The 20,149-nt window shown below is 71.5% G+C and carries 16 protein-coding genes; 12 read left to right on the forward strand and 4 right to left on the reverse strand.

Features of this window, described 5'->3' with window-relative positions:
* The first annotated feature begins 111 nt into the window (after nucleotides 1–111).
* The 4 genes from FB559_RS27940 to FB559_RS27955 all read left to right on the forward strand — a co-directional run bounded on the left by FB559_RS27940 (nucleotide 112) and on the right by FB559_RS27955 (nucleotide 6,059).
* Entirely contained in the window at nucleotides 112–1,245 is a 1,134-nt protein-coding gene (locus FB559_RS27940; protein ID WP_141959191.1) for an EfeM/EfeO family lipoprotein, read from the forward strand.
* Nucleotides 1,242–2,474, forward strand: coding sequence for an iron uptake transporter deferrochelatase/peroxidase subunit (efeB, locus tag FB559_RS27945; protein ID WP_141959193.1), 1,233 nt, complete (start codon nucleotides 1,242–1,244; stop codon nucleotides 2,472–2,474). The genes FB559_RS27940 and efeB overlap by 4 nt, the downstream gene beginning before the upstream one ends.
* Before the next feature lie 238 nt (nucleotides 2,475–2,712).
* On the forward strand, nucleotides 2,713–4,293 hold the full coding sequence (locus FB559_RS27950; RefSeq protein WP_221640203.1) for a phospholipase C: 1,581 nt from the start codon (nucleotides 2,713–2,715) through the stop codon (nucleotides 4,291–4,293).
* 152 nt (nucleotides 4,294–4,445) lie between these two features.
* Nucleotides 4,446–6,059, forward strand: coding sequence for a phospholipase C (locus FB559_RS27955; RefSeq protein ID WP_141959197.1), 1,614 nt, complete (start codon nucleotides 4,446–4,448; stop codon nucleotides 6,057–6,059).
* Nucleotides 6,060–6,101: 42 nt separating this feature from the next.
* On the opposite strand, the gene FB559_RS27960 is transcribed toward FB559_RS27955, so the two are convergent.
* Complete coding sequence (locus FB559_RS27960; RefSeq protein WP_141959198.1) at nucleotides 6,102–7,685, reverse strand: glycerol-3-phosphate dehydrogenase/oxidase; 1,584 nt, start codon at nucleotides 7,683–7,685, stop codon at nucleotides 6,102–6,104.
* Nucleotides 7,682–8,266 carry a TetR/AcrR family transcriptional regulator gene (locus FB559_RS27965; protein ID WP_141959200.1) on the reverse strand — a complete coding sequence of 195 codons (585 nt, stop codon included), beginning with the start codon at nucleotides 8,264–8,266 and terminating at the stop codon, nucleotides 7,682–7,684. Before FB559_RS27965 ends, FB559_RS27960 begins: the two co-directional genes overlap by 4 nt.
* Before the next feature lie 35 nt (nucleotides 8,267–8,301).
* On the opposite strand from FB559_RS27965, the gene FB559_RS27970 reads away from it, so the two are divergent.
* The 8 genes from FB559_RS27970 to FB559_RS28005 all read left to right on the forward strand — a co-directional run bounded on the left by FB559_RS27970 (nucleotide 8,302) and on the right by FB559_RS28005 (nucleotide 16,849).
* Complete coding sequence (locus tag FB559_RS27970; protein WP_246122127.1) at nucleotides 8,302–9,882, forward strand: FAD-binding oxidoreductase; 1,581 nt, start codon at nucleotides 8,302–8,304, stop codon at nucleotides 9,880–9,882.
* Nucleotides 9,883–9,961: 79 nt separating this feature from the next.
* Nucleotides 9,962–10,843 carry a diacylglycerol/lipid kinase family protein gene (locus tag FB559_RS27975; RefSeq protein ID WP_141959202.1) on the forward strand — a complete coding sequence of 294 codons (882 nt, stop codon included), beginning with the start codon at nucleotides 9,962–9,964 and terminating at the stop codon, nucleotides 10,841–10,843.
* Nucleotides 10,844–10,923: 80 nt separating this feature from the next.
* Nucleotides 10,924–11,613 carry a DUF11 domain-containing protein gene (locus FB559_RS27980; RefSeq protein ID WP_141959204.1) on the forward strand — a complete coding sequence of 230 codons (690 nt, stop codon included), beginning with the start codon at nucleotides 10,924–10,926 and terminating at the stop codon, nucleotides 11,611–11,613.
* 98 nt (nucleotides 11,614–11,711) lie between these two features.
* Nucleotides 11,712–12,107 (forward strand): YccF domain-containing protein, encoded by a 396-nt coding sequence (locus tag FB559_RS27985; RefSeq protein WP_141959207.1) that lies wholly within the window; start codon nucleotides 11,712–11,714, stop codon nucleotides 12,105–12,107.
* Nucleotides 12,108–12,171: 64 nt separating this feature from the next.
* Complete coding sequence (locus tag FB559_RS27990; protein WP_141959209.1) at nucleotides 12,172–12,450, forward strand: acylphosphatase; 279 nt, start codon at nucleotides 12,172–12,174, stop codon at nucleotides 12,448–12,450.
* Nucleotides 12,451–12,531: 81 nt separating this feature from the next.
* Nucleotides 12,532–14,037, forward strand: coding sequence for a metallophosphoesterase family protein (locus FB559_RS27995; RefSeq protein WP_221640204.1), 1,506 nt, complete (start codon nucleotides 12,532–12,534; stop codon nucleotides 14,035–14,037).
* Between the two features lie 102 nt (nucleotides 14,038–14,139).
* Complete coding sequence (locus FB559_RS28000) at nucleotides 14,140–14,592, forward strand: DUF4234 domain-containing protein (RefSeq protein ID WP_246122129.1); 453 nt, start codon at nucleotides 14,140–14,142, stop codon at nucleotides 14,590–14,592.
* Nucleotides 14,593–15,226: 634 nt separating this feature from the next.
* Entirely contained in the window at nucleotides 15,227–16,849 is a 1,623-nt protein-coding gene (locus FB559_RS28005) for a bifunctional 3'-5' exonuclease/DNA polymerase (protein WP_221640205.1), read from the forward strand.
* Nucleotide 16,850: 1 nt separating this feature from the next.
* Here FB559_RS28005 and FB559_RS28010 read toward each other — a convergent pair whose 3' ends face one another.
* Both FB559_RS28010 and FB559_RS28015 read right to left on the reverse strand, forming a co-directional pair.
* Nucleotides 16,851–18,128, reverse strand: coding sequence for a flavin-dependent oxidoreductase (locus FB559_RS28010; protein WP_246122132.1), 1,278 nt, complete (start codon nucleotides 18,126–18,128; stop codon nucleotides 16,851–16,853).
* Between the two features lie 247 nt (nucleotides 18,129–18,375).
* The gene (locus FB559_RS28015) at nucleotides 18,376–20,061 is read right to left on the reverse strand and encodes a thiamine pyrophosphate-requiring protein (protein WP_141959213.1); all 1,686 of its coding nucleotides are present in this window, start codon (nucleotides 20,059–20,061) and stop codon (nucleotides 18,376–18,378) included.
* Between the last annotated feature and the right edge of the window lie 88 nt (nucleotides 20,062–20,149).

The raw sequence follows: 20,149 nt of genomic DNA on the forward strand, positions 1-20,149 counted from the left end.
GTGAACGCCGTATGAACACCCGGCTCAGAGATGCGTCAAGGGATCGACGTGGGCCGGATCGCACGTTCTAGAGTGTCCTCGTCCCCCCTGAGGCCGAGAAACGGGAGCTCCATGCGTACGCCGCTGCTGATCGTCGGTGCGGTGTTGCTGCTGGCCGCCGCGGGTGACGCGCGTCCATCGCCGGCCGGCGCGTCGCTGCCGGCCGCCATCGAGGCGTCCACCACCGGCTGCGGCACCGGCTGGACACGTCCCCACGCCGGGGACCAGGTGCTCTCGCTGCGCAACGACGGCGCCACGGCGGCCGACGTGATGCTCATCGACCCGGCCAACGGCGCGGTGTACGCCGAGGTCGAGGGCCTCGGGCCCGGGGTGACGCGGCAGCTGCGGCTCGACCTGGGCAACGGCACCTACGCCTTCCGCTGCGGGGACGACGGAGGCGGCGACCCGGTCGTCGGGCGGCCGACGCGGATCACCGGCCCGGCCGGTACGAGCCCCGCGATCCAGCCCGTGAGCACCAACGACCTGTACGCGCCCGCCCGTTCGTACACCGACTACGTCTCGGCCGGCCTCGACCGGCTCACCGCCAAGACCGACACTCTGCGGGACGCCGTCGACGACGGCGACCTGGACGCCGCGCGGACCGCATGGCTCCCCGCGCACGTGGCCTACGAGAGGCTCGGGGCGGCGTACGGCACGTTCGGTGACTTCGACGGCGCGATCAACGGAGGTACGGCCGGCCTTCCCGGCGGCGTGCACGACGCCGGTTTCACCGGGTTCCACCGGCTGGAGTACGGCCTGTGGCACGGCGAGTCCGCCTCGTCGCTGCGCAAGGTGGCCGACCGGCTGGCAAAAGACGTTCATGGCCTGAAGAGCGACTTCCCCGATCAGCGCATGGACCCCGCCGACCTGCCGCTGAGAGCCCACGAGATCCTGGAGAACACCCTGCAGTTCCAGCTCACCGGCCAGGCCGACCAGGGCAGCGGCACCACGCTGAAGACGGCGGCCGCCAACATCGAGGGCACACGTGAGGTCCTCGGAGTGCTCCGGCCGGTTCTGCGCCCGCGCTACCAGCGGCTGCCCGAGGTCGACACCTGGCTGGACCGGATGGACGCCCTGCTCAAGGGGCACTCGTCCGTCGACAAGCTCTCCACCGCCCAGCGCGAGCGCCTGAACGGCGCGGCCGGGCAGTTGCTGGAGCTCCTCGCGCCGGTCGCCACCATCGCCGAACCGAGGCGTACCTCATGAGCGAACGAAGCGACCGCCGGTCCTTTCTGCGCGGTGCGCTGGTGGCCGGTGTCGCCGGGTCGCTGGCCGGCGCCTCGGGGAGCGCGGTGGGAGCGCGCGCCGGTACGCCCGGAGCCGAGCCGCCGGCGCGGCCGTTCCACGGCGAGCACCAGGCGGGCATCCTCGACGCGCCGCGACGGCGGACCGTGATGACCTCCCTCGACGTCATCGCCTCGAACCGGACGGAGCTGACGGAGTTCTTCCGCGCGCTCACCGACCGGGCACGCGCGCTGACCGCGGGCGTGCCCCCGGCCGACACCGGCATCAGCGCGCCGCCGGCCGACTCGGGGGTGCTCGGGCCCGGCATGCCCGGCGGCGGGCTCATGGTCACCGTGGGAGTCGGCTCGTCCCTCTTCGACGACCGGTACGGCCTGGCGAGCCGCAAGCCGGCCGGCCTGAAGCCGATAAAGATGTTCCCCAACGACGACCTCGACCCGGCCTGGTGCCACGGGGACGTCAGCCTGCAGCTGTCCGCCGACGACGATGACACCGTCGTCCACGCGCTGCGCGACATCGCGCGCCAGACGCGCGGCGCGGCCCAGATCCGCTGGCGGATGAGCGGCTTCACCAGCCCGCCGCGCCCGAGCGGCACCCCGCGCAACCTCATGGGCTTCAAGGACGGCATCGCCAACCCGGACGTCACGAGCGCCAGGGACATGGACCGGCTGGTCTGGGCGGACCGGTCGGCCGGCGGCGGCGAGCCCGCCTGGACGGCCGGCGGCTCGTACAAGGTCGTCCGGCTGATCCGCATGCTCGTGGAGTTCTGGGACCGGGTGGGGATCACCGAGCAGCAGCAGATGTTCGGCCGCGACCGTGACACCGGTGCGCCTCTCGACGGCGTCCACGAGCTCGACGAGCCGAAGTACGCCCAGGACCCGATCGGCAAGGTCATCCCGCTGACCAGCCATATACGGAAGGCGAATCCGCGCACCCCGCAGACCGACGCCGAGCGGATCCTGCGCCGCGGCTTCAACTACGACCGCGGCGTCGACAAGGTCGGCGACCTCGACATGGGCCTGATCTTCACCTGCTACCAGCAGAACCTCACGCGCCAGTTCGAGACCGTGCAGGGACGGCTGGCCGACGAGCCGCTGGTGGACTACATCACGCCCTTCGGCGGCGGTTACTTCTTCGCACTGCCGGGCGTGCGGGACTCGAAGGACTTCCTCGGCCGGGCCCTGCTCGCCTGAAGTCCCGGTTTCCGTGGCATGAACGCACGGCGGGCGCAAGCCGACAAAAGATCCTTTAAGCCCTCATGGGGGCTTGTTTACGTTCGCGCCACCTTCCGTCAGCGCGGCGGTCGTTCCCGTCCGATGTGATCCGGCTGGACCGACGCGGCCCCCGGGACCCCTCATCGAGGACCCGGAGCTTCATATTCACGCAGGAGGCAAGATGGGTCCCGGTAAGTGGAAGAGACGGAGACCGGTGGTGATCGCCGCTTCGCTGGTGGCCGCCGGAACGCTGGCCCTCGCGGCCTGCGGGACGACCGGCGGCGGGGCGACGTCCCTGACCGCGGCGGAGTCTCCCGTCCGGACCACGACCCCGATCAAGCACGTGGTGGTGCTGTTCGACGAGAACATCTCGTTCGACCACTACTTCGGCACCTACCCCAAGGCGGCGAACACCGACGGCACGAAGTTCACCGCCAAGAAGAAGACCCCCAAGGTCGACGGGCTGAGCAAGAAACTGCTCACGAAGAACCCCAACCAGTACAACCCCACGCGCCTCACCCACGAGCAGGCCCTGACCTGCGACCAGGACCACGGCTACGCGCACGAGCAGAAGGCCCTCGACGCCGGCAAGGCCGACAAGTTCGTCGAGAACACCGGCCATGACACCTGCACGGGTCAGCCGGTCCTGTTCGGCGAGCCCGGCCTGGTGATGGACTACTACGACGGCAACACCGTCACCGGTCTGTGGAACTACGCGCAGAACTACGCGATGAGCGACAACTCCTGGGACACGACCTTCGGGCCGTCCACGCCGGGTGCGCTCAACCTGATCTCGGGCCAGACGCACGGCGGCTACGCCGTCGACCCGGTGACGCACGCGAAGGTCACCGACGCCGGCGTCGTGTCCTCGGCGGACAAGAAGGGCGTCGGCACGGTCATCAACGACCCGGACCCGGCGTTCGACGACTGCTCGGACACGAACCACACGGCCAAGAACAACCTGGCCGTGATGACGGGCAAGAACATCGGTGACCTGCTCAACAAGAAGAAGGTCACCTGGGGCTGGTTCCAGGGCGGCTTCCGGCCGACCGGCTCGGGAGGTGGCTACGCGGTCTGCGGCGCCACCCACCAGAACATCGGTGGCGTGACGGTCAACGACTACAGCCCGCACCACGCGCCGTTCCAGTACTACCAGTCGACCTCCAACCCGAAGCACCTTCCGCCGTCCTCCGTCGCCAAGATCGGCCAGACGGACCAGGCGAACCACAACTACGACCTGACCGACTTCGACAAGGCGCTCAAGGCGGGGAACCTGCCCGCGGTGAGCTTCCTGAAGGCCGGGGCGTACCAGGACGGCCACGCGGCCAACTCCGACCCGCTGGACGAGCAGCAGTTCGTCGTCAACACGATCAACGAGCTGCAGAAGTCCTCGGCGTGGAAGTCCACCGCCGTCGTCGTCGCCTACGACGACTCCGACGGCTGGTACGACCACGTCGCGCCGAAGGTCACCAACGGCTCGGCCGACGCCGCGGCCGACGACCCGACCGAGTGCGGCAAGGGCAAGGTGGCGGGCGGCTACCAGGACCGCTGCGGTCCGAGCCAGCGCCTGCCGCTGCTGGTCGTCTCGCCGTACTCCAAGGTCAACTTCGTTGACCACCACTACACCGAGCAGGCCTCGATCACGAAGTTCATCGAGGAGAACTGGGGCGTCGGCCAGATCGGCGACGCGTCGTTCGACGCTCGCGCGGGGGACCTGGACCACATGTTCAACTTCCGCAAGCCGCAGGCGGGGAACCTCTTCCTCAACCCGAAGACGGGTGCCCGTCAGGTCGGCTGACACACCGGACGCGTAAAAGGGCGCCCCTGTCACGGCTCAGCCGGACGGGGGCGCCTTTCGCATGGCCGGGGCGGCAATGCCCGCGAAGCTGTTTACGCGACAGTCAGGATCAGGCAACATGATCGTCGCTTCGTATTCAGCCAGGAGGCGTAATGGGTCCCGGAAAGTGGAAGAGACGCCGGTCGACGATGATCGCCGCGTCTTTGGTGGCGGCCGGTTCGCTGGCCCTCGCGAGCTGCGGAGACGGTGCGACCGGGGCGACCGCCCTGACCGCCGCCGACTCGCCGGCTCGTACGGGCACGCCGATCAAGCACGTCGTCGTGCTGTTCGACGAGAACATCTCCTTCGACCACTATTTCGGCACCTACCCGAAGGCGGCCAACACCGACGGGACGAAGTTCACCGCCAAGAGGCACACCCCCAAGGTGAACGGGCTGAGCAAGAAGCTGCTCACCAAGAATCCGAACCAGTACGACCCCGTACGGCTGACCCACGAGCAGGCGCTGACCTGCGACCAGGACCACACGTACGGGAAGGAGCAGCTGGCGGTCAACGGCGGCAAGATGGACAAGTTCGTCGAGAACACCGAGAAGGACACGTGCACCGGCCAGCCGATCCTGTTCGGTGAGCCGGGCCTGGTGATGGACTACTACGACGGCAACACCGTCACCGGCATGTGGAACTACGCGCAGAACTACGCGATGAGCGACAACAACTGGGACACGGTCTTCGGCCCGTCGTCGCCCGGCGCGATCGACCTCATCTCGGGCAACACCCACGGCATCTACGCCGTCGACCCGGTCACGCACGCCAAGGTCACCGACCCCTACGTCGCGCAGTCGCCGGACGAGGACGGCGTCGGCACGATGATCAACGACCCGGACCCGGCGTTCGACGACTGCTCCGACGCCAACCACACGTCCAAGAACAACCTCGGCGTGATGACCGGCCGGAACATCGGTGACCTGCTCAACCGGAAGAAGGTCACCTGGGGCTGGTTCCAGGGCGGCTTCCGGCCGACCGGCTCGGGAGGTGGCTACGCCGTGTGCGGCGCCACCCACCCGAACGTCGGCGGGATCCCCGCGGTCGACTACAGCCCGCACCACGAGCCCTTCCAGTACTACAAGTCGACGGCGAACGAGAAGCACCTGCCGCCGTCGTCGCCCGCCGCGATCGGCCGTACCGACCAGGCCAACCACCAGTACGACCTGACCGACTTCGACGCCTCGCTCAAGGCCGGCAGCATGCCCGCGGTGAGCTTCCTGAAGGCGCCGCAGTACCAGGACGGGCACGCGGGCTACTCCGACCCGCTGGACGAGCAGCAGTTCGTCGTCAGCACGATCAACAAGATCCAGCAGTCGCCGGAGTGGAAGTCGACCGCGATCTTCATCGCCTACGACGACTCCGACGGCTGGTACGACCACGTCGCACCGAAGGTCACCAACGGTTCGGCCGACGCCTCACAGGACACGGCGCTCTGCAGCAAGGTGCACGCCGCGGGTGGCTACCAGGACCGCTGCGGGCCCAGCCAGCGCCTGCCGCTCCTGGCGATCTCGCCGTACTCCAGGGTCAACCACGTCGACCACTCGTACGCCGAGCAGACGTCGGTGCTGAGGTTCATCGAGGACAACTGGGGAGCCGGCCGCATCGGCGACTCTTCCATGGACGCGCGTGCCCGTGGAGTCGGCGGCCTGTTCGACTTCTGGCACCCGAGGGCACGCAAGCTGACCCTCGACCCGAAGACCGGAGCGCCGGTCTCCGGCTGACGTCCGGACCCGGTGACGGCGGCCCCGTGAGCGGGGCCGCCGTCACCGGTGCAGCGAGGCCGACGTGAGGGCCCGGCGTGCGGCGGGGAGTGCCGCCTCGCGGTCGGACGTGATCAGGCCGACCCGCGTGCGCCGGTCCAGGAGGTCGCCCTCGTCCAGTGCGCCCTCGTGGCGGACCGCCCAGGCCAGCTCCGCGCCGATGGTGGCCGAGCCCGGGGCCACCGGCTCCAGTAGCGACGGGTCCTCCGTCGCGAGGGCCATGACGTCGCGGGCCTCCGCCCCGTACCTGCGTACGAGATGGGCCGGTGCGACGAGCCGGGCCAGGTCCTGGGCGGGGCCGGCGCCGATGAGCGGCAGCCGCGCGGTACGGCAGGGCCCCGCGGTCAGGCCGCGGCCCTCCAGCACGGCGTCGACCGCGTCCTGTGCCATCCGGCGGTACGTCGTGAGCTTGCCGCCGACGATCGTCACGACACCGTTCTCCGAGGTCAGCACGGCGTGCTTGCGGGACAGGTCCGCGGTGCTGCCCGTCGCCCCGTACAGCAGCGGGCGCAGTCCCGCGTACGCGCCGGCCACGTCCGCACGGCGCAACGGCACGTCGAGCGCGGAGTCGAGCAGGTCCAGCAGGAACCCGATCTCCGCCTCCGACGGCTGGGGCACGTCCGGAATGGGGCCGTCGGCGTCCTCGTCCGTCAGCCCGACGTAGATCCGGCCGTCCTCCTGCGGGAGCACCAGCGCGAAGTGGCCCGGCGCGCCGGGGACCGGCAGGTGCAGTCCGGCGGAGAGGCCGCCCAGGCTCGCGGCCCGCAGCACGAGGTGGGTGCCGCGCGAGGGCCGCAGCCGTACGCCGTCGGCGAGGCCGCCCGCCCACACGCCCGCCGCGTTGACCACGGCACGTGCGCGCAGGAAGAACTCCGTGCCAATCAGCTCGTCGCGCACCTCCGCGCCCTCGCCGGTCAGCTTGAGAGCGCGGCAGCGCGTGAGGACACGGGCGCCGTGCGCCGCGGCGGTACGCGCGATCGCGGTGACCAGGCGCGCGTCGTCGACGAGCTGGCCGTCCCAGGACAGCAGCCCGCCGCGCAGCCCGTACGACCGCAGAGCGGGGGCCAGCCGCAGGGTCTCCACCGCGGTCAGCCGGCGTGGCCGGGGGAGCGCCGCCTGGTGGGTGCGCGCGGTCATCCGCAGCACGTCGCCGGCCTTGATGCCGGCCCGCGCGATCGTCTCCGCCGGACCGGAGACCTGTGCGGTCAGCGGCAGGATGAACGGCAGCGCGCGCACGAGGTGCGGGGCGGTCCGCTCCATGAGGGCACCGCGCTCGACCGCGCTCTCGTACGCGATGCCGAGCTGGCCGGACGCGAGGTACCGCAGCCCGCCGTGGATCAGCTTGGAGCTCCACCGGGACGTGCCGAAGGCGAGGTCGTGCGCGTCGATCGCGGCGACGGACAGGCCGCGCGTCGCGGCGTCCAGGGCGACACCCGCGCCGGTCGCGCCGAGCCCGACGACGAGGACGTCGACCTCCGCGCCGCCGGAGACTTCGGCCAGCTCACGTGCGCGCCGCGCGGCGTTCAGCGAGGACTCGGGAGAGGCGGGCAGTGGTGCCGCGTCGGGCGGCCGGTGATGACGGTTCATGGAGTGAGGTACCTCTCGAGAATCCGCCGCAGCTCCTCGTCGAAGGCGGCCGCGGACAGCGCCGGGTCGTCGCCGGTCATGATGTGGCCGGACATGGCGAATGACTGGAGAATGAGCAGGACCGAACGCGCCTGCCGCGCCGGGTGGCCCTTGCGGACGCTGCCGTCCCGGTGGCCCGCCCGCAGCGTGCCCTCGAGGGCGCGCAGCATGGCGTCCTGGCTCGTGCCCCGCCGTTCGAGGATGTAGGGGAGGAGCACGTCGGGATCGACTTCGAGGATCTTGTGGAAGAGCGGGTGCGCGCGCAGCGCGGCCACGCCGGCGACCAGCGCGGCGACGGCCTGGGGCCGTACGGGGGAGCCGTCCTCCGGGGGCGCGACGCGTGCGACGACGTCGGCCCACTCGCGCGTCATCAGGTCGGCGACCAGTGTCTGCACGTCCGGCCACCGCCGGTAGATGGTCATCCGCGACACTCCGGCGCGGCGCGCGACGTCGGTGAGTGTCGTACGGCGGACGCCCACCGCGAGCACGCAGTCGCGGGTCGCATCGAGGACCGCGTCCTTCTTGTGACGAATCGACGTCATATGTCACAGTGTAACTCTGCTGAGAGGGGGTAGCCATGCCCATCGTGGACATGTTGTGGAGCGGCTGGGGTGACCCGGAGCGTGCCGAGCGTCTGCCGGCCGCCGTCACCGGCCTCCTGCGCGAGCTGCTCGGCGTGCACGCGGAGCCGGCCCCGCCGGTGAAGCTCGCCGAGATCGAGCCGCCCACGGCCAGGCCCGTCGCCGGGATCCTCGCGGAGGTGGTCGGCGAGGAGCAGGTGCGCACCGACGCCGAGAGCCGGATCCGCCACACCCGCGGAAAGTCGACGCCCGACCTGCTGCGCCTGCGCGCCGGTGACGCGAGCACCGCGCCCGACGCGGTCGTGCTGCCCGGCTCCCACGAGGAGGTCGCCGAGGTTCTGTCCCGCTGCGCCGCACACCGGATCGCGGTCGTGCCGTTCGGCGGAGGCACCTCGGTCGTCGGCGGGCTCACGCCGGAGGCCGGCGACTTCACCGGGGTGATCGCGCTCGACCTGCGGCGGCTGGACCGCCTGGTGAGCGTCGACACCATCTCGCGTACGGCCACCCTGCAGACCGGCATGCGCGCGCCACGCGCCGAGGAGCTGCTGAACGAGCAGGGGTACACCCTCGGCCACTTCCCGCAGTCGTTCGAGTGGGCGAGCATCGGCGGCTTCGCCGCGGCCCGGTCCGCCGGGCAGGCGTCCGCCGGATACGGCCGCTTCGACGAGATGGTCCTCGGCCTCACACTCGCCACCCCGCGCGGCACGATAGAGGCCGGCCGGTCGCCACGGTCGGCGGCCGGTCCCGACCTGCGCCAGCTGGTGCTCGGCTCCGAAGGGGCCTTCGGCGTCATCACGGACGTGACCGTACGGATCCGCCCGCTGCCGGAGACCCACGCGTACGAGGGGTGGCTGTTCCCGTCCCTGTCCGAGGGGGTCACCGCCGTACGGGCGCTCGCCCAGGACGGTCCGCTGCCGACGGTGCTGCGGCTGTCCGACGAGACCGAGACGATGATCGGGCTGGCCCGCCCCGCCGAGCTGGGCGCGCACCAGGGCGGCGGTGGCTGCCTGGCCGTCTGCGGCTACGACGGCACGGCCGCCGAGGTCGCCGAGCGGCAGGCGAAGGTCCGCGCCGTGCTGGAGTCGCTCGGTGGCGTCCACCAGGGCGAGGAGCCCGGCCGGAGCTGGCTGCACGGCCGCTTCGCGGCACCGTACCTGCGTGACGGCCTGCTCGACGTCGGGGTGTTCGTCGACACACTGGAGACCGCGGGGTTCTGGTCGAACCTGTCCCGCCTGTACGACGCCGTACGGCTCACGCTCGCTCACGAGCTGTCGTCCTCCGTCGTCATGTGCCACGTGTCCCACGTGTACCCCTCAGGGGCCTCGCTGTACTTCACGGTCGTCACCGCCCAGGGCGAGGACCCCGTCGAACGCTGGCGGCGCGCCAAGGCGGCGGTCAGCGACGCGATCATCGAGGCCGGTGGCACGATCAGCCACCACCACGGCGTCGGCGTCGACCACCGCGACTGGTTCGCACGGGAGGCCGGCTCGCTCGGCGTCGAGGCGCTGCGCGCCGTGAAGGACCGGCTGGACCCCGATGGGATCATGAACCCCGGCGTCCTCCTTCCCCGGAGCTGAGGCGCCGCCGGGACCACGGAACCCGTACGATCCGCAGAGGCCCGCTCGCCCGGCGCGGGCCTTCGGACAGGAGATCGACATGCGATCGTTCACCGCCGTGGTGAACCCGGCCGCGGGCAGTGACCCGTCCGCCCGACTGATCCCGGTCGCACGGTGGCTGCGCGAAGCGGGCGCCGAGGTGGCCGTGGAGTACAGCCGCAGCCTCGAACACGCGGGCGACCTGGCCCGCGAGGCCGCGAAGAAGGGCCACGTCGTGATCGCGGCGGGCGGTGACGGCATGGTCGGCGGACTCGCCGGTGCGCTCGCGGGCACCGACGCGGTCCTGGGCATCCTGCCCGCGGGGCGGGGCAACGACTTCGCCCGCCAGCTCGGGCTGCCGGAGGAGCCGGAACGCCTCGCCGAGCTGCTGCTGTCCGCCGAGCCCAAGGTGATCGACGCGATCGAGGTCGAGTCCGAGGACGGCACCAAGAACATCGTGGTGGGCAGCGTGTACGGCGGCGTCGACTCGGTGGCCAACGTCCATATCAACCGGCTGACGCGGTTGCCGGGGTCGCTCGCGTACTACCTCGGCCCGCTGCGCGCGATCGCCACCTGGCGCCCGGTGTCCTACCGCATCACGGTCGACGGCGAGACGCGGGACGAGCGCGGGTACACCGTCGTCACGGCCAACTCCGGGTTCTACGGGTACGGCCTGCACGTCGCGCCGGACGCCGCGGTGGACGACGGGCTGCTCGACGTCGTCATCATCCGGCACGGGCCCAGGCGGCGCTTCTTCGCCGTCATGCGGGAGCTCCCGCACGGCACTCACGTCAGCCGCCCGGAGATCGAGGTGCTGCGCGGGCGCGAGATCCGCGTCGAGGCCGACCGGGAGATCCCCTTCGGCGGTGACGGCGAGCTGCTCGGCACGCTCCCCGCGACGATCCGCGTGCTCCCCGGCGCGCTCCGGGTGATCGCCTCCTGAAGCTTGCCCCGCGCTTTGCCGCAGGCTGAGGCGCCGGTGGATACGTTGCGGGTGCGATCAGTGATTCGGGGGCGTCCACTGTGAAACACGCGCTCGCCGTGGTGGCCGGCATCGTCGTGGGGCTGCCGGTGATGGCGGCACTCGCGTCCGCGAACGGGCACACCAGGGGTGGCCTGCCGGACCGGTACGTGCCCATCGCGCAGCACCGCCTCCGCACCGGTTACGCCGCGATCAGGACATCGGTGCGCACTCCACGGCCGAAGACGGTCCGGCGGTCGCGCGTGCTGGTCTCGACCTCGCCGTACTCGCACACGCCGTCGCCTTCCGCCTCCTCTGAGCCCGCCATGCCGTCCGCCGCCCGGCCCGGCCGGCCCGGCCGGTACGCCGAGCCGGCCGCCGGCCTGAGCGTCACCATCGACGCCCCGCGCACCGTCCGGCCCGGCGGCACGTACACGTACCGGATCAGGCTCGCCAACCGCGGGCGGGGCACGCCGGGAGAGATCACCGTGCGCAACACGCTGCCGTCCGGGGTCGTACGGACGGGCACGTCGCTGCCCGGCGGTGCCGGTGGGTACGCCGGCGGCCGTGACACCACGCTCGTCATGCCGCGGCTCGCCCCGGGCAGGTCCGCGACCGCGAGGTTCGCCGTACGGGTCCGGCGGAACGCCCATGGGGAGCTGGTCGCGCGCAGCCGGATCGCCTCCATCGACGGTGCCCGCGTCCGGCGAGAGGGCGGGAACGTCGCGAAGGTGGCCACCCGGGTGCGGTGAGGCTGTTACGTTGCCGTTGTTCCGGCGATCGGCGGAACCGTTCGGCACCTGTGTTTCGTCTCAATTGGTGACGACCGAGACACAGGAAGGCAGGGAGCATGCGTACGCTGCTCAACCTCATCTGGCTGATCTTCGCCGGGTTCTGGCTGGCGCTCGGTTACTTCTTCGCCGGGATCATCTGTTGCGTGCTGATCATCACGATCCCGTTCGGCATCGCGGCGTTCCGCATCGGCGTCTTCGCGCTGTGGCCGTTCGGCCAGACCACCGTGCGCCGCGGCGACGCCGGGGTGATGACCGCGGTCGGCAACGTCATCTGGTTCGTCGTCGCGGGGCTGTGGCTGGCCATCGCGCACCTGTTCACCGGCATCGCTCTGTGCGTAACGATCATCGGGATCCCGCTGGGCCTGGCCAACTTCAAGCTCATCCCCGTGTCGCTGCGGCCGCTGGGCGTCGACATCGTCCCCACCGGGGACCCGCGGGCCTTCGTGGCGTGACCGAGATCTACGTCTCTCCCGGCAGGACTCGACAGCGGGCGGCGCCGAGGCCAAACTTGCCCCCATGCCAGGGGCCAATCCACTGCCCAAGCAGGGCGACGTGTTCTTCGACAACCAGCGGCCGGACCGGTCACTGCGGATCAGCAGGCACCCGGACGCCGGCGTCGTGGTGCTGAGCATCTGGAACGGCGGCGTCTGTCAGGGCACGTTCCAGCTGCCGTGCGACCACGTGGACCTGTTCGTCGAGGCGTTGCGCCACGGCCCGCCGCCGGCCGCCGTGACCCAGCCCGGCCCCGAGGTGTTCCGCACCGGCGAGTACAACACGCAGCCGACCATCGCCTGACGAGGCTCGCACCGTCCGTGCTTTGCCTGAAATGGGGCGAACACGGTGCGTCGCCGCTATTGCGGCTGTTACGGTGCGGCCGTGCCCCCCACATCGCCTCTGTCCTCACGTGACTCGGCCACCGGTGCCGGTTGGCAGTGCGAACAGCCCGGGACCTACGCCGAACTCCTGCCCGGACAGGCCCGCAACCTGTCGTGGCTGAACCCCGCCGTCCTCTGGCGGTCCCGCAACGACGTCCTGGCCCGATGGTTCGGCGACCCGACCGACGACGAACGGCGCCGCTGGGTGGACCGCCAGCTCCAGGCCGGCGCGTCCCCGGACTTCACCATCGAGCGGGACGACCCGGAGTCGTTCTCGTTCATGCTCCTCGGCGACACGGGTGAGGGCGACGCCCCCCAGTACGCCGTGGTGCCCGGCTTCCTGAAGATGAGCGAGGGCACACGCTTCGCCGTCATCTCGAGCGACGTGATCTACCCGACCGGAAGCATCAACGAGTACGACACGAAGTTCTTCCGCCCGTACCAAGGCTACGACGCGCCGATCTACGCCGTACCGGGCAACCACGACTGGTACGACGGGCTCGGCGGTTTCATGCGCGTCTTCTGCGGCGCCCCGGAGCTGCCGCCGGAGAGCGCGCCGAAGTTCCCGTCCCGCGCGTGGTTGCGGCGGCTGCTCTGGAAGAACCCCGACGTCCCCGACGAGGCGCGGCTCGCCTCCGCCGAAAGCCTGCGGTCCCGGCCGTCGCAGCGGGCTACGCAGCCGGGCCCGTACTGGGCGATCGACGCGGGCCCGATCCGGATCGTCGGCATCGACACCGGCATCCTCGGCGACATCGACGCGGACCAGGGCGCGTGGCTGCGGCAGGTGTCGGCGGGCCCCAAGCCGAAGATCCTCGTCACGGGAAAGCCGATCTACGTCGACGGCGCGTACCATCCCGGCCCGATCGAGGGCGGCGGCACAGTCGACGAGATCGTGCGGGACCCGGCCTGCAACTATGTGGCCGCGATCGGCGGCGACATCCATAACTACCAGCATTATCCGGTCAAGGTCGGCGACCGGACCATCGAGTACGTCGTCTCCGGCGGCGGCGGCGCGTTCATGCACGCCACTCACACCATCCCGCGGGTGAACGTGGCCGGCGTGACCGAGGACGAGTTCAAGTGCTATCCGCTCCGCGGCGACTGCCTGGCGTTCTACGGCCGGATGTACGGCCGCCGGCTGCGGATGAGACGCCTCTTCGAGCTCACCAGCGAACAGGCCGCCGCGGTCATCGGGAAACGCCTGGGCATCACCCCGGAGCGCGAGACGAACGCACCGGTGACCTGGCGGACGAGCCTGGTGGCCTCGCTCCTCGGCGTGCCGGGCAGGCCCCACAGGGCCAACTGGTTCCGGCTGCCGGTCCGTAAGGTCTACCAGCGCTTTCTCTCTCCGGCCTCGGCGTCGTACGTACCGCCGCTGTTCAAGAGCTTCCTCCGCCTCGACGTGACCCCGGAGAGCCTGCGGATCCGCTGCTTCGCGGCGACCGGCTGCCGGGAGCACGAGATCGCCCCGCCGATCGAGGACGAGGTAACGATTTCGCTTACCTGATAACGATCAGTAGGTAATCGGAATCCCTGCGTTGACGGCCCTCCAGGATGAGCGCTCATGTCGGCGATCCGGCCGGCATGATCCCCGTTTCTGGAGACATACGTGAGTCAGTCGTATCCGCAGGAAACCGCGGCGCCCGCCGCTGCCGCGCCGCTGTCGGGCGCCCAGATGAAGCGCCGCAACCCGGCCGCGGCCTGGCTGGGCCTGCCGATCATCACGCTCGGCATCTACGGGCTGGTCTGGTACTACCTCGTCCACAGCGAGCTGGCGAACTTCGACCGCCGCCGCAAGGTCAACGCGGCTCTCGCGCTGTGCTCGGTGCTGTTCGGGACGTTCACCCTCGGCATCTGGCCGCTCATCAACTGGGTGAAGCTCGCGGGTCACATCCGGGGCGCCCAGCGGGCCGCGGGCCTGGAGCCGTCCTGCAGCGGCGGCCTCGGCTTCCTGCTGGGGATCATCGGCTTCGGCGTCCTGTACTACCAGTTCGAGCTGAACAAGGTCGTCAAGCAGTACGGCGACGCGCCCGCCGGCACCCAGGTGCCCCTCGCCGCCTGACCGAGACGAGCCGGCGACCGGCCTCCGCCGAGGCCGGTCACCCCCCGCACCGTCCTCGTCCGAACGCCCACTATGGCCTGTCTCGAAGTCCCCGGTCTGGGCCCGCCCCGTCGTGGAGCCCGCCCGTCGTGGAGCCCGCCCGTCGTGGGATCGACCCGTCGTGGGATCGACCCGCCGTGGAGCCCACCCCCCTGGAGCCCACCCCCCTGGAGCCCACCCCCCTGGAGCCCACCCCCCTGGAGCCCACCCCCCTGGAGCCCACCCCCCTGGAGCCCACCCGCCCGGGGGTGCCATCCCACTCTCATTGTCCAGCCGGAACAGCGGCGGGCGGAAGTAGAGCGGGGTTCTGTGGATAACCCCAGGTGGCGCCACCCAGGCGCCACCCAGGCGGCGTCACACGGCTACAGCATGACTTTGAGACAGGCCCAAGGCCGCCCCGGAGACGACACCTGCTTGCCGGTGGTGGTGCGCGAGGTGCTCCATCCGATCGCCACCGGGTCGCGAGACCGCCCCGCGTACGGCACGGAGGCTGCGCGGCCCCGCTGCCTCGACGCGGCAGCGGGCCGCGGCGGAGCCGGTCCGCCGGCCGGGCCGGGATGCGCCACTGTCGGAGGTGGCGGGCAGAATCGGAGGCGTGCGGATCGCGGTTGCCGAGGCATCGGACGACGGGGGAGTGCTGCTGCCCGTCGCCGAGGACGGCGCGCCGCTTTCTCCCGCCGAGGCGGTTCCCGATCTCGTCGCCGCGATCGCCGGCCGTGAGGCCTCCGGCGGTGACGTGCGCTGGGTCTGGGGAGCCACCTCGCGTGTCTATCCGCGGCTGCTCCGCGCCGGCGTGCGGCTCGCGCGCTGTCACGACCTGGAGCTCGCCGAGACGCTCCTGCTCAACCACGCCGGGCGCTACGGCGAGCCACGCTCTCTGCGGGCCGCGCACGCCCGCCTCAGCGGGCTCGCGGTTCCCGACGACGTCGCGCCGGGCGACGGGCCGCCCACCCTCTTCGACGACCGTCCCGCCGACGACATCGACGCGGTCGTGGCCGTCCACGCCGACCAGCAGCGCCGCGCCGCGGAGGCGGGTGTCCGGCTGCTCGTCGCCGCCGAGTCGGCGGCCGGGCTCGCCGCCGCCGAGATGGGTCATGACGGGCTGCCCTGGCGGCCCGACGTGCACGACTCCCTGCTGACCGAGCTCATGGGCCCCCGCCCGGCGCCCGGGATGCGGCCGCGCCGGCTGCAGGAGCTCGCCGACCAGATCGGCGAGGCGTTCGGGCACCGCATCAACCCCGACTCCCCGGCGCAGGTCATCAAGGCGTTCGCAGCCATGGGCGTCACGGTCCCCTCCACCCGGTCCGGGGTGCTGAAAGAGGTCGAGCACCCGGCCGCCGGGCTGCTCCTCGCGTACAAGGAGCTCGCACGCCTCCACGGTGCGCACGGCTGGTCCTGGCTCGACTCCTGGGTGCGCGACGGGCGGTTCCGCCCGGAGTACGTCGTCGGCGGCGTGGTCTCCGGCCGCTGGGCCACCAACGGCGGGGGTGCCCTGCAGATCCCCAAGGTCCTGCGCCGCGCGGTCGTCGCCGATCCCGGCTGGACCCTCGTGGTCGCCGACGCGGCCCAGCTGGAGCCGCGTGTCCTCGCGGCGCTCGCCGGCGACCGTGCCTTCGCGGCCGCCGCGGGTGAGACCGACCTCTACGCCGCCCTGGCCGGCGCGTTCGGCGGCGCGCGTGACAAGGCCAAGATCGCACTGCTGTCGGCGATGTACGGCGGCACCAGCGGCGAGGCACCGCAACTGCTCGCCGTCATGCGCCGCCGCTTCCCGGTCGCCTACGAATACGTCGAGGCCGCGGCCCGTACGGGCGAGGCGGGCCGGTTGGTGCGCTCCGTCCTGGGCCGCACCTGCCCGCCCCCGTCCCAGGCGTGGCGCGAGCTCGCGGTGCAGGACGGCGGCGGCGCGGCCGTACGCAGCCGGGGCAGGTTCACCCGCAACTTCGTCTGCCAGGCCAGCGCGGCCGACTGGGCGACGGCCCTGCTGGCGACGCTGCGCCTTCGCCTGGCCGCGCTGGGCCGGAGCGAGGCCGACCCTCCGCGCCTGGTGTTCTTCCAGCACGACGAGGTGATCGTCCACACGCCCGAGGCGCTCGCCGAGGCGGTCTCCGGCGCCATCAAGGACTCCGCCGCGGAGGCCCGCCGGCTGATCTTCGGTGACACCCCGGTCCGCTTCCCCATGGAGACGACCGCGGTCGCCTGCTACGCCGACGCCAAGTGACTCAGCGGCGAGGAGCCCACGACGGGCGCGAGTTCAACGCCTCCGCGTCCATGTCCGTCGTACGGCGCCAGGCCTCGTGCATCTCGGTCAGCTCGTCCGCGGTCAGGACGTCCTCGATCGAGGCGAAGCCGTTCGGAGCGCGTTCGGCGACCGTGTCCAGCAGCCGGTCCGCGGCCATGTCCCGGCAGGCCAGCACCACGGAGTTCGCCTCGTCGAGACGGGCGGCCTCGTACGCCTTCAACGCGTCCACCGGATCGTCGGTACGGGAGAGCTCGTAGGCCAGCACCCGCGCGTCGATGATCGCCAGCGACCCGCCGTTGGCGCCGATCGGGTACATCGGGTGCGCGGCGTCGCCGACCAGCGTCACCCGCCGGCGGCTCCAGAACGGCAGCGGGTCCCGGTCCACCATCGGGTACTCCAGGATCTGCGGCGAGTCCGCGATGAGCCCCGGAACGTCGATCCAGCCGAACTTCCAGTCGGCGTAGTACGGCAGCACGTCCTCGAGCCGGCCCTGGCGTGTCCAGTCGGCGGCGTCCGTCTCGAGCCGGGTCTCCGGGGTCACCCGGACCTCGGCGACCCAGTTGACCAGGGCGCGGCCCCGGTCCTCGGCGGCCTTGGAGATCGGATAGAACACGAGCCGCCCGTGTTCGTGCGAGCCGGCGACGATCATGGACCGGCCGGTGAGATACGGGTCGGCCTCGGCGATTCCGCGCCACATCCGGATGCCGTTCCACAGCGGCGCGCCCTCGCCGGGGTGCAGCTGCCGGCGTACGGCCGAGGAGAGCCCGTCCGCGCCGATGAGGACGTCGGCACGTAAACCGACCGGCGCGCCGCCCGTACGGGCGTGCAGGGAGACCTCCACCCCCTCCTCGTCCTCGCGGTAGGACTCGAAGACCAGCCCGGTGCGTACGGCCCCGGGCCCGAGCCGCTCGACCACCGCGTCATAGAGCAGCATCTGCAGCTCGCCTCGGTGGATGGAGTACTGCGGCCAGGCATATCCGGCGAAGCGTCCTCGGTCGTGGCTCACGATGCGGTTCGCGTGCCGGTCGAGGCGGAGCATCTCCCGGGTCTGGATCCCGGTGGCCTCCAGCGCAGGGCCGAGACCCAGCTCGGTGAGCTCGCGTACGGCGTGGGGCTGCAGGTTGATGCCGACGCCGAGCGGCAGCAGGTCGCGCACCGCGTCGAGCACGACCACGTCGGCCCCGGCGGAGTGCAGGCTGAGCGCCGCCGTGAGACCGCCGACACCAGCGCCGACGACGACGACCCTCACCGCTGCCACCCGCCGGCGAACTCATTTCCATAGACCTCGAACGAGACATCTTCGAGAGTCGTCCGGTCGCTGTACATGTGGGTGATCCTTGACACTTCGAGCACGATTATGAACCCCACGGCTTCGCGTATCGGAAGCGCCGATGATAACGCAGAACCGGCAGACGCGACCGGATGCCACATTAGGCGGCGAAAGTCACCGTGCGAGGTCGACAGATTGTTTGACGATTTCTGTCAAGCCGGTCATGGCATGTCGTTCAGTTCGGTGCGATGCGTACGTCGACAACGGCGGACCGTCCGGCCTCGACCGCCGAGAGCGCGCGCTCCAGAGCCGGGACCAGCACGGCCCGGTCGTCGACGGACTCGCCGTGGGCGTGGCACGCGCGGGCGAGCGCGGCCAGGTCGGGCGCGGCACGGAACCGCGTGCCGACCGCGTCACCGCGCGCCGCCGAGACGCCGTCGGGGAACAGTTCGAAGACCGGCAGCCGGCTGGCGCGGTAGCCGTCGTTGTTGAGCACGACCGTCAGGGTGGGCGCGCCGGCCTCGGCGGCCAGGCACAGCGCGGCCGTCGGCACGGCGAACATGAAGCTGCCGTCGCCGACGACCGCGATCACCCGCCGGTCCGGAGAGGCCAGCTTGATGCCGACCGCACCGCCGAGCGCCCAGCCCAGCCCCGGACTGCCGGTGCCGGCGAGGGTGCCCGGCCGGGTCCGCCGGACGAACGCGTGCAGCGCTCCCGCGTTGGTGACCATCTCCTCGACGAGGATGTCGTCCTCGCGCAGGACCGCGTTCAGCGCCTCGACCACCTCACGCGCCGCGATGGGTCCCTCGGCCGCGGCCGGGGCGGCGGGGGTCTCCCCGGTGCCGCCCGGCCACTTGGCCGCCAGGTCCACCTCGGGAAGCAGCGCCGCCACCTCGTCCAGGACCGTCGCCCCGTCACCGGTCACGGAGATGTCGGCAGGGAAGGACCACAGCGGCATGTCGGTCCGCAGCGGATCGGCGTCGATCTGCACGACCACGGCGTCCCCGCGCGGGTGGACGAACTTCGGGATCCACGGCACGTCGCAGTCGGCCACGACGAGCAGATCCGCCTCCGCGACGAGACGGCGGGCGGCCTCGGGCGACCCCACCCGCATCGGATGGGACGTGGCGATGTTGAGGCATCCGCTCTCGGGCGTGTCGACCACGCGGATGCCCGTGCGATCGGCCAGCCGGGTGATCGCGGCGAACCCCTCGGGCCGCCGCCCGGTCTTGGCGGTGATGAGCAGCGGCCGCTCGGCCCCGGCCAGGAGGCCGGCGATCCGGAGCGCGGTCTCCCGGCCGGCCATCGCCGGACCGGGTATCGCGTATCCGGACGTACGGCCGGGCACGTCGGCGGGTGGGTCCATCAGGACGTCACGGGAGATCATGAGGTACGCGGGTCCGGGACGGCCTCCGCGGGCGATCTGCACGGCGCGCCCGACGCCGCGCGCCAGCATCTCCGACCGGGTGATCTCCAGGGTCAGCTTGGCGTATCCGCGCACGACGCCGGCCTGGTCGGGGACGTCCTGCTGCCAGTGGATCACGTGGGAGCGTCCGCCCGCGGACTCCGGGTCCTCCCCGTACGGGGTCTTCCCGGCGATGACGATGACGCCGGCGCGGTCGCGGAAGGCGTTGTGCATCATCGCGCCGAGGTTCTGCGTGCCGACGTCCACGTGGACGAACACACACTGCGGGCGCCCGGTGACCTGCCAGTACCCGTGGGCCGCCGCCAGCCCCACCGACTCGAAGGTGCACGGGATGATCCGCGGGATCGGCACCCCGGCGTCGGTGAGCACCGCCGCGGCCTCCTGTACCGGAGCTGAGTCGGTCCCGGGATTGAGGAACAGGTGCTCCACGCCGTGCTCGTGGAGCAGCCACAAAAGGTGTTCCGCGGTGGTCTTGGGCTTGAATTCGTCGGTCAAGGACCCTCATTCCCCGGGGTCTGCGCGGGAGGGCTCATCGGAGGACATCACCGTTCCGATAGGGCGACCTCTTTTCGCGGGTTCCGGC

Source organism: Actinoallomurus bryophytorum (assembly GCF_006716425.1).
Taxonomy (GTDB): domain Bacteria; phylum Actinomycetota; class Actinomycetes; order Streptosporangiales; family Streptosporangiaceae; genus Actinoallomurus; species Actinoallomurus bryophytorum.

Coding starts and splice junctions, on each gene's coding strand:
- FB559_RS27965 (WP_141959200.1), bottom strand. CDS start 8,266: ATGACGTCGATTCGTCACAAGAAGGACGCGGTCCTCGATGCGACCCGC.
- FB559_RS27985 (WP_141959207.1), top strand. CDS start 11,712: ATGCGTACGCTGCTCAACCTCATCTGGCTGATCTTCGCCGGGTTCTGG.
- efeB (WP_141959193.1), top strand. CDS start 1,242: ATGAGCGAACGAAGCGACCGCCGGTCCTTTCTGCGCGGTGCGCTGGTG.
- FB559_RS27970 (WP_246122127.1), top strand. CDS start 8,302: ATGCCCATCGTGGACATGTTGTGGAGCGGCTGGGGTGACCCGGAGCGT.
- FB559_RS27975 (WP_141959202.1), top strand. CDS start 9,962: ATGCGATCGTTCACCGCCGTGGTGAACCCGGCCGCGGGCAGTGACCCG.
- FB559_RS27990 (WP_141959209.1), top strand. CDS start 12,172: ATGCCAGGGGCCAATCCACTGCCCAAGCAGGGCGACGTGTTCTTCGAC.
- FB559_RS27960 (WP_141959198.1), bottom strand. CDS start 7,685: ATGAACCGTCATCACCGGCCGCCCGACGCGGCACCACTGCCCGCCTCT.
- FB559_RS27955 (WP_141959197.1), top strand. CDS start 4,446: ATGGGTCCCGGAAAGTGGAAGAGACGCCGGTCGACGATGATCGCCGCG.
- FB559_RS27940 (WP_141959191.1), top strand. CDS start 112: ATGCGTACGCCGCTGCTGATCGTCGGTGCGGTGTTGCTGCTGGCCGCC.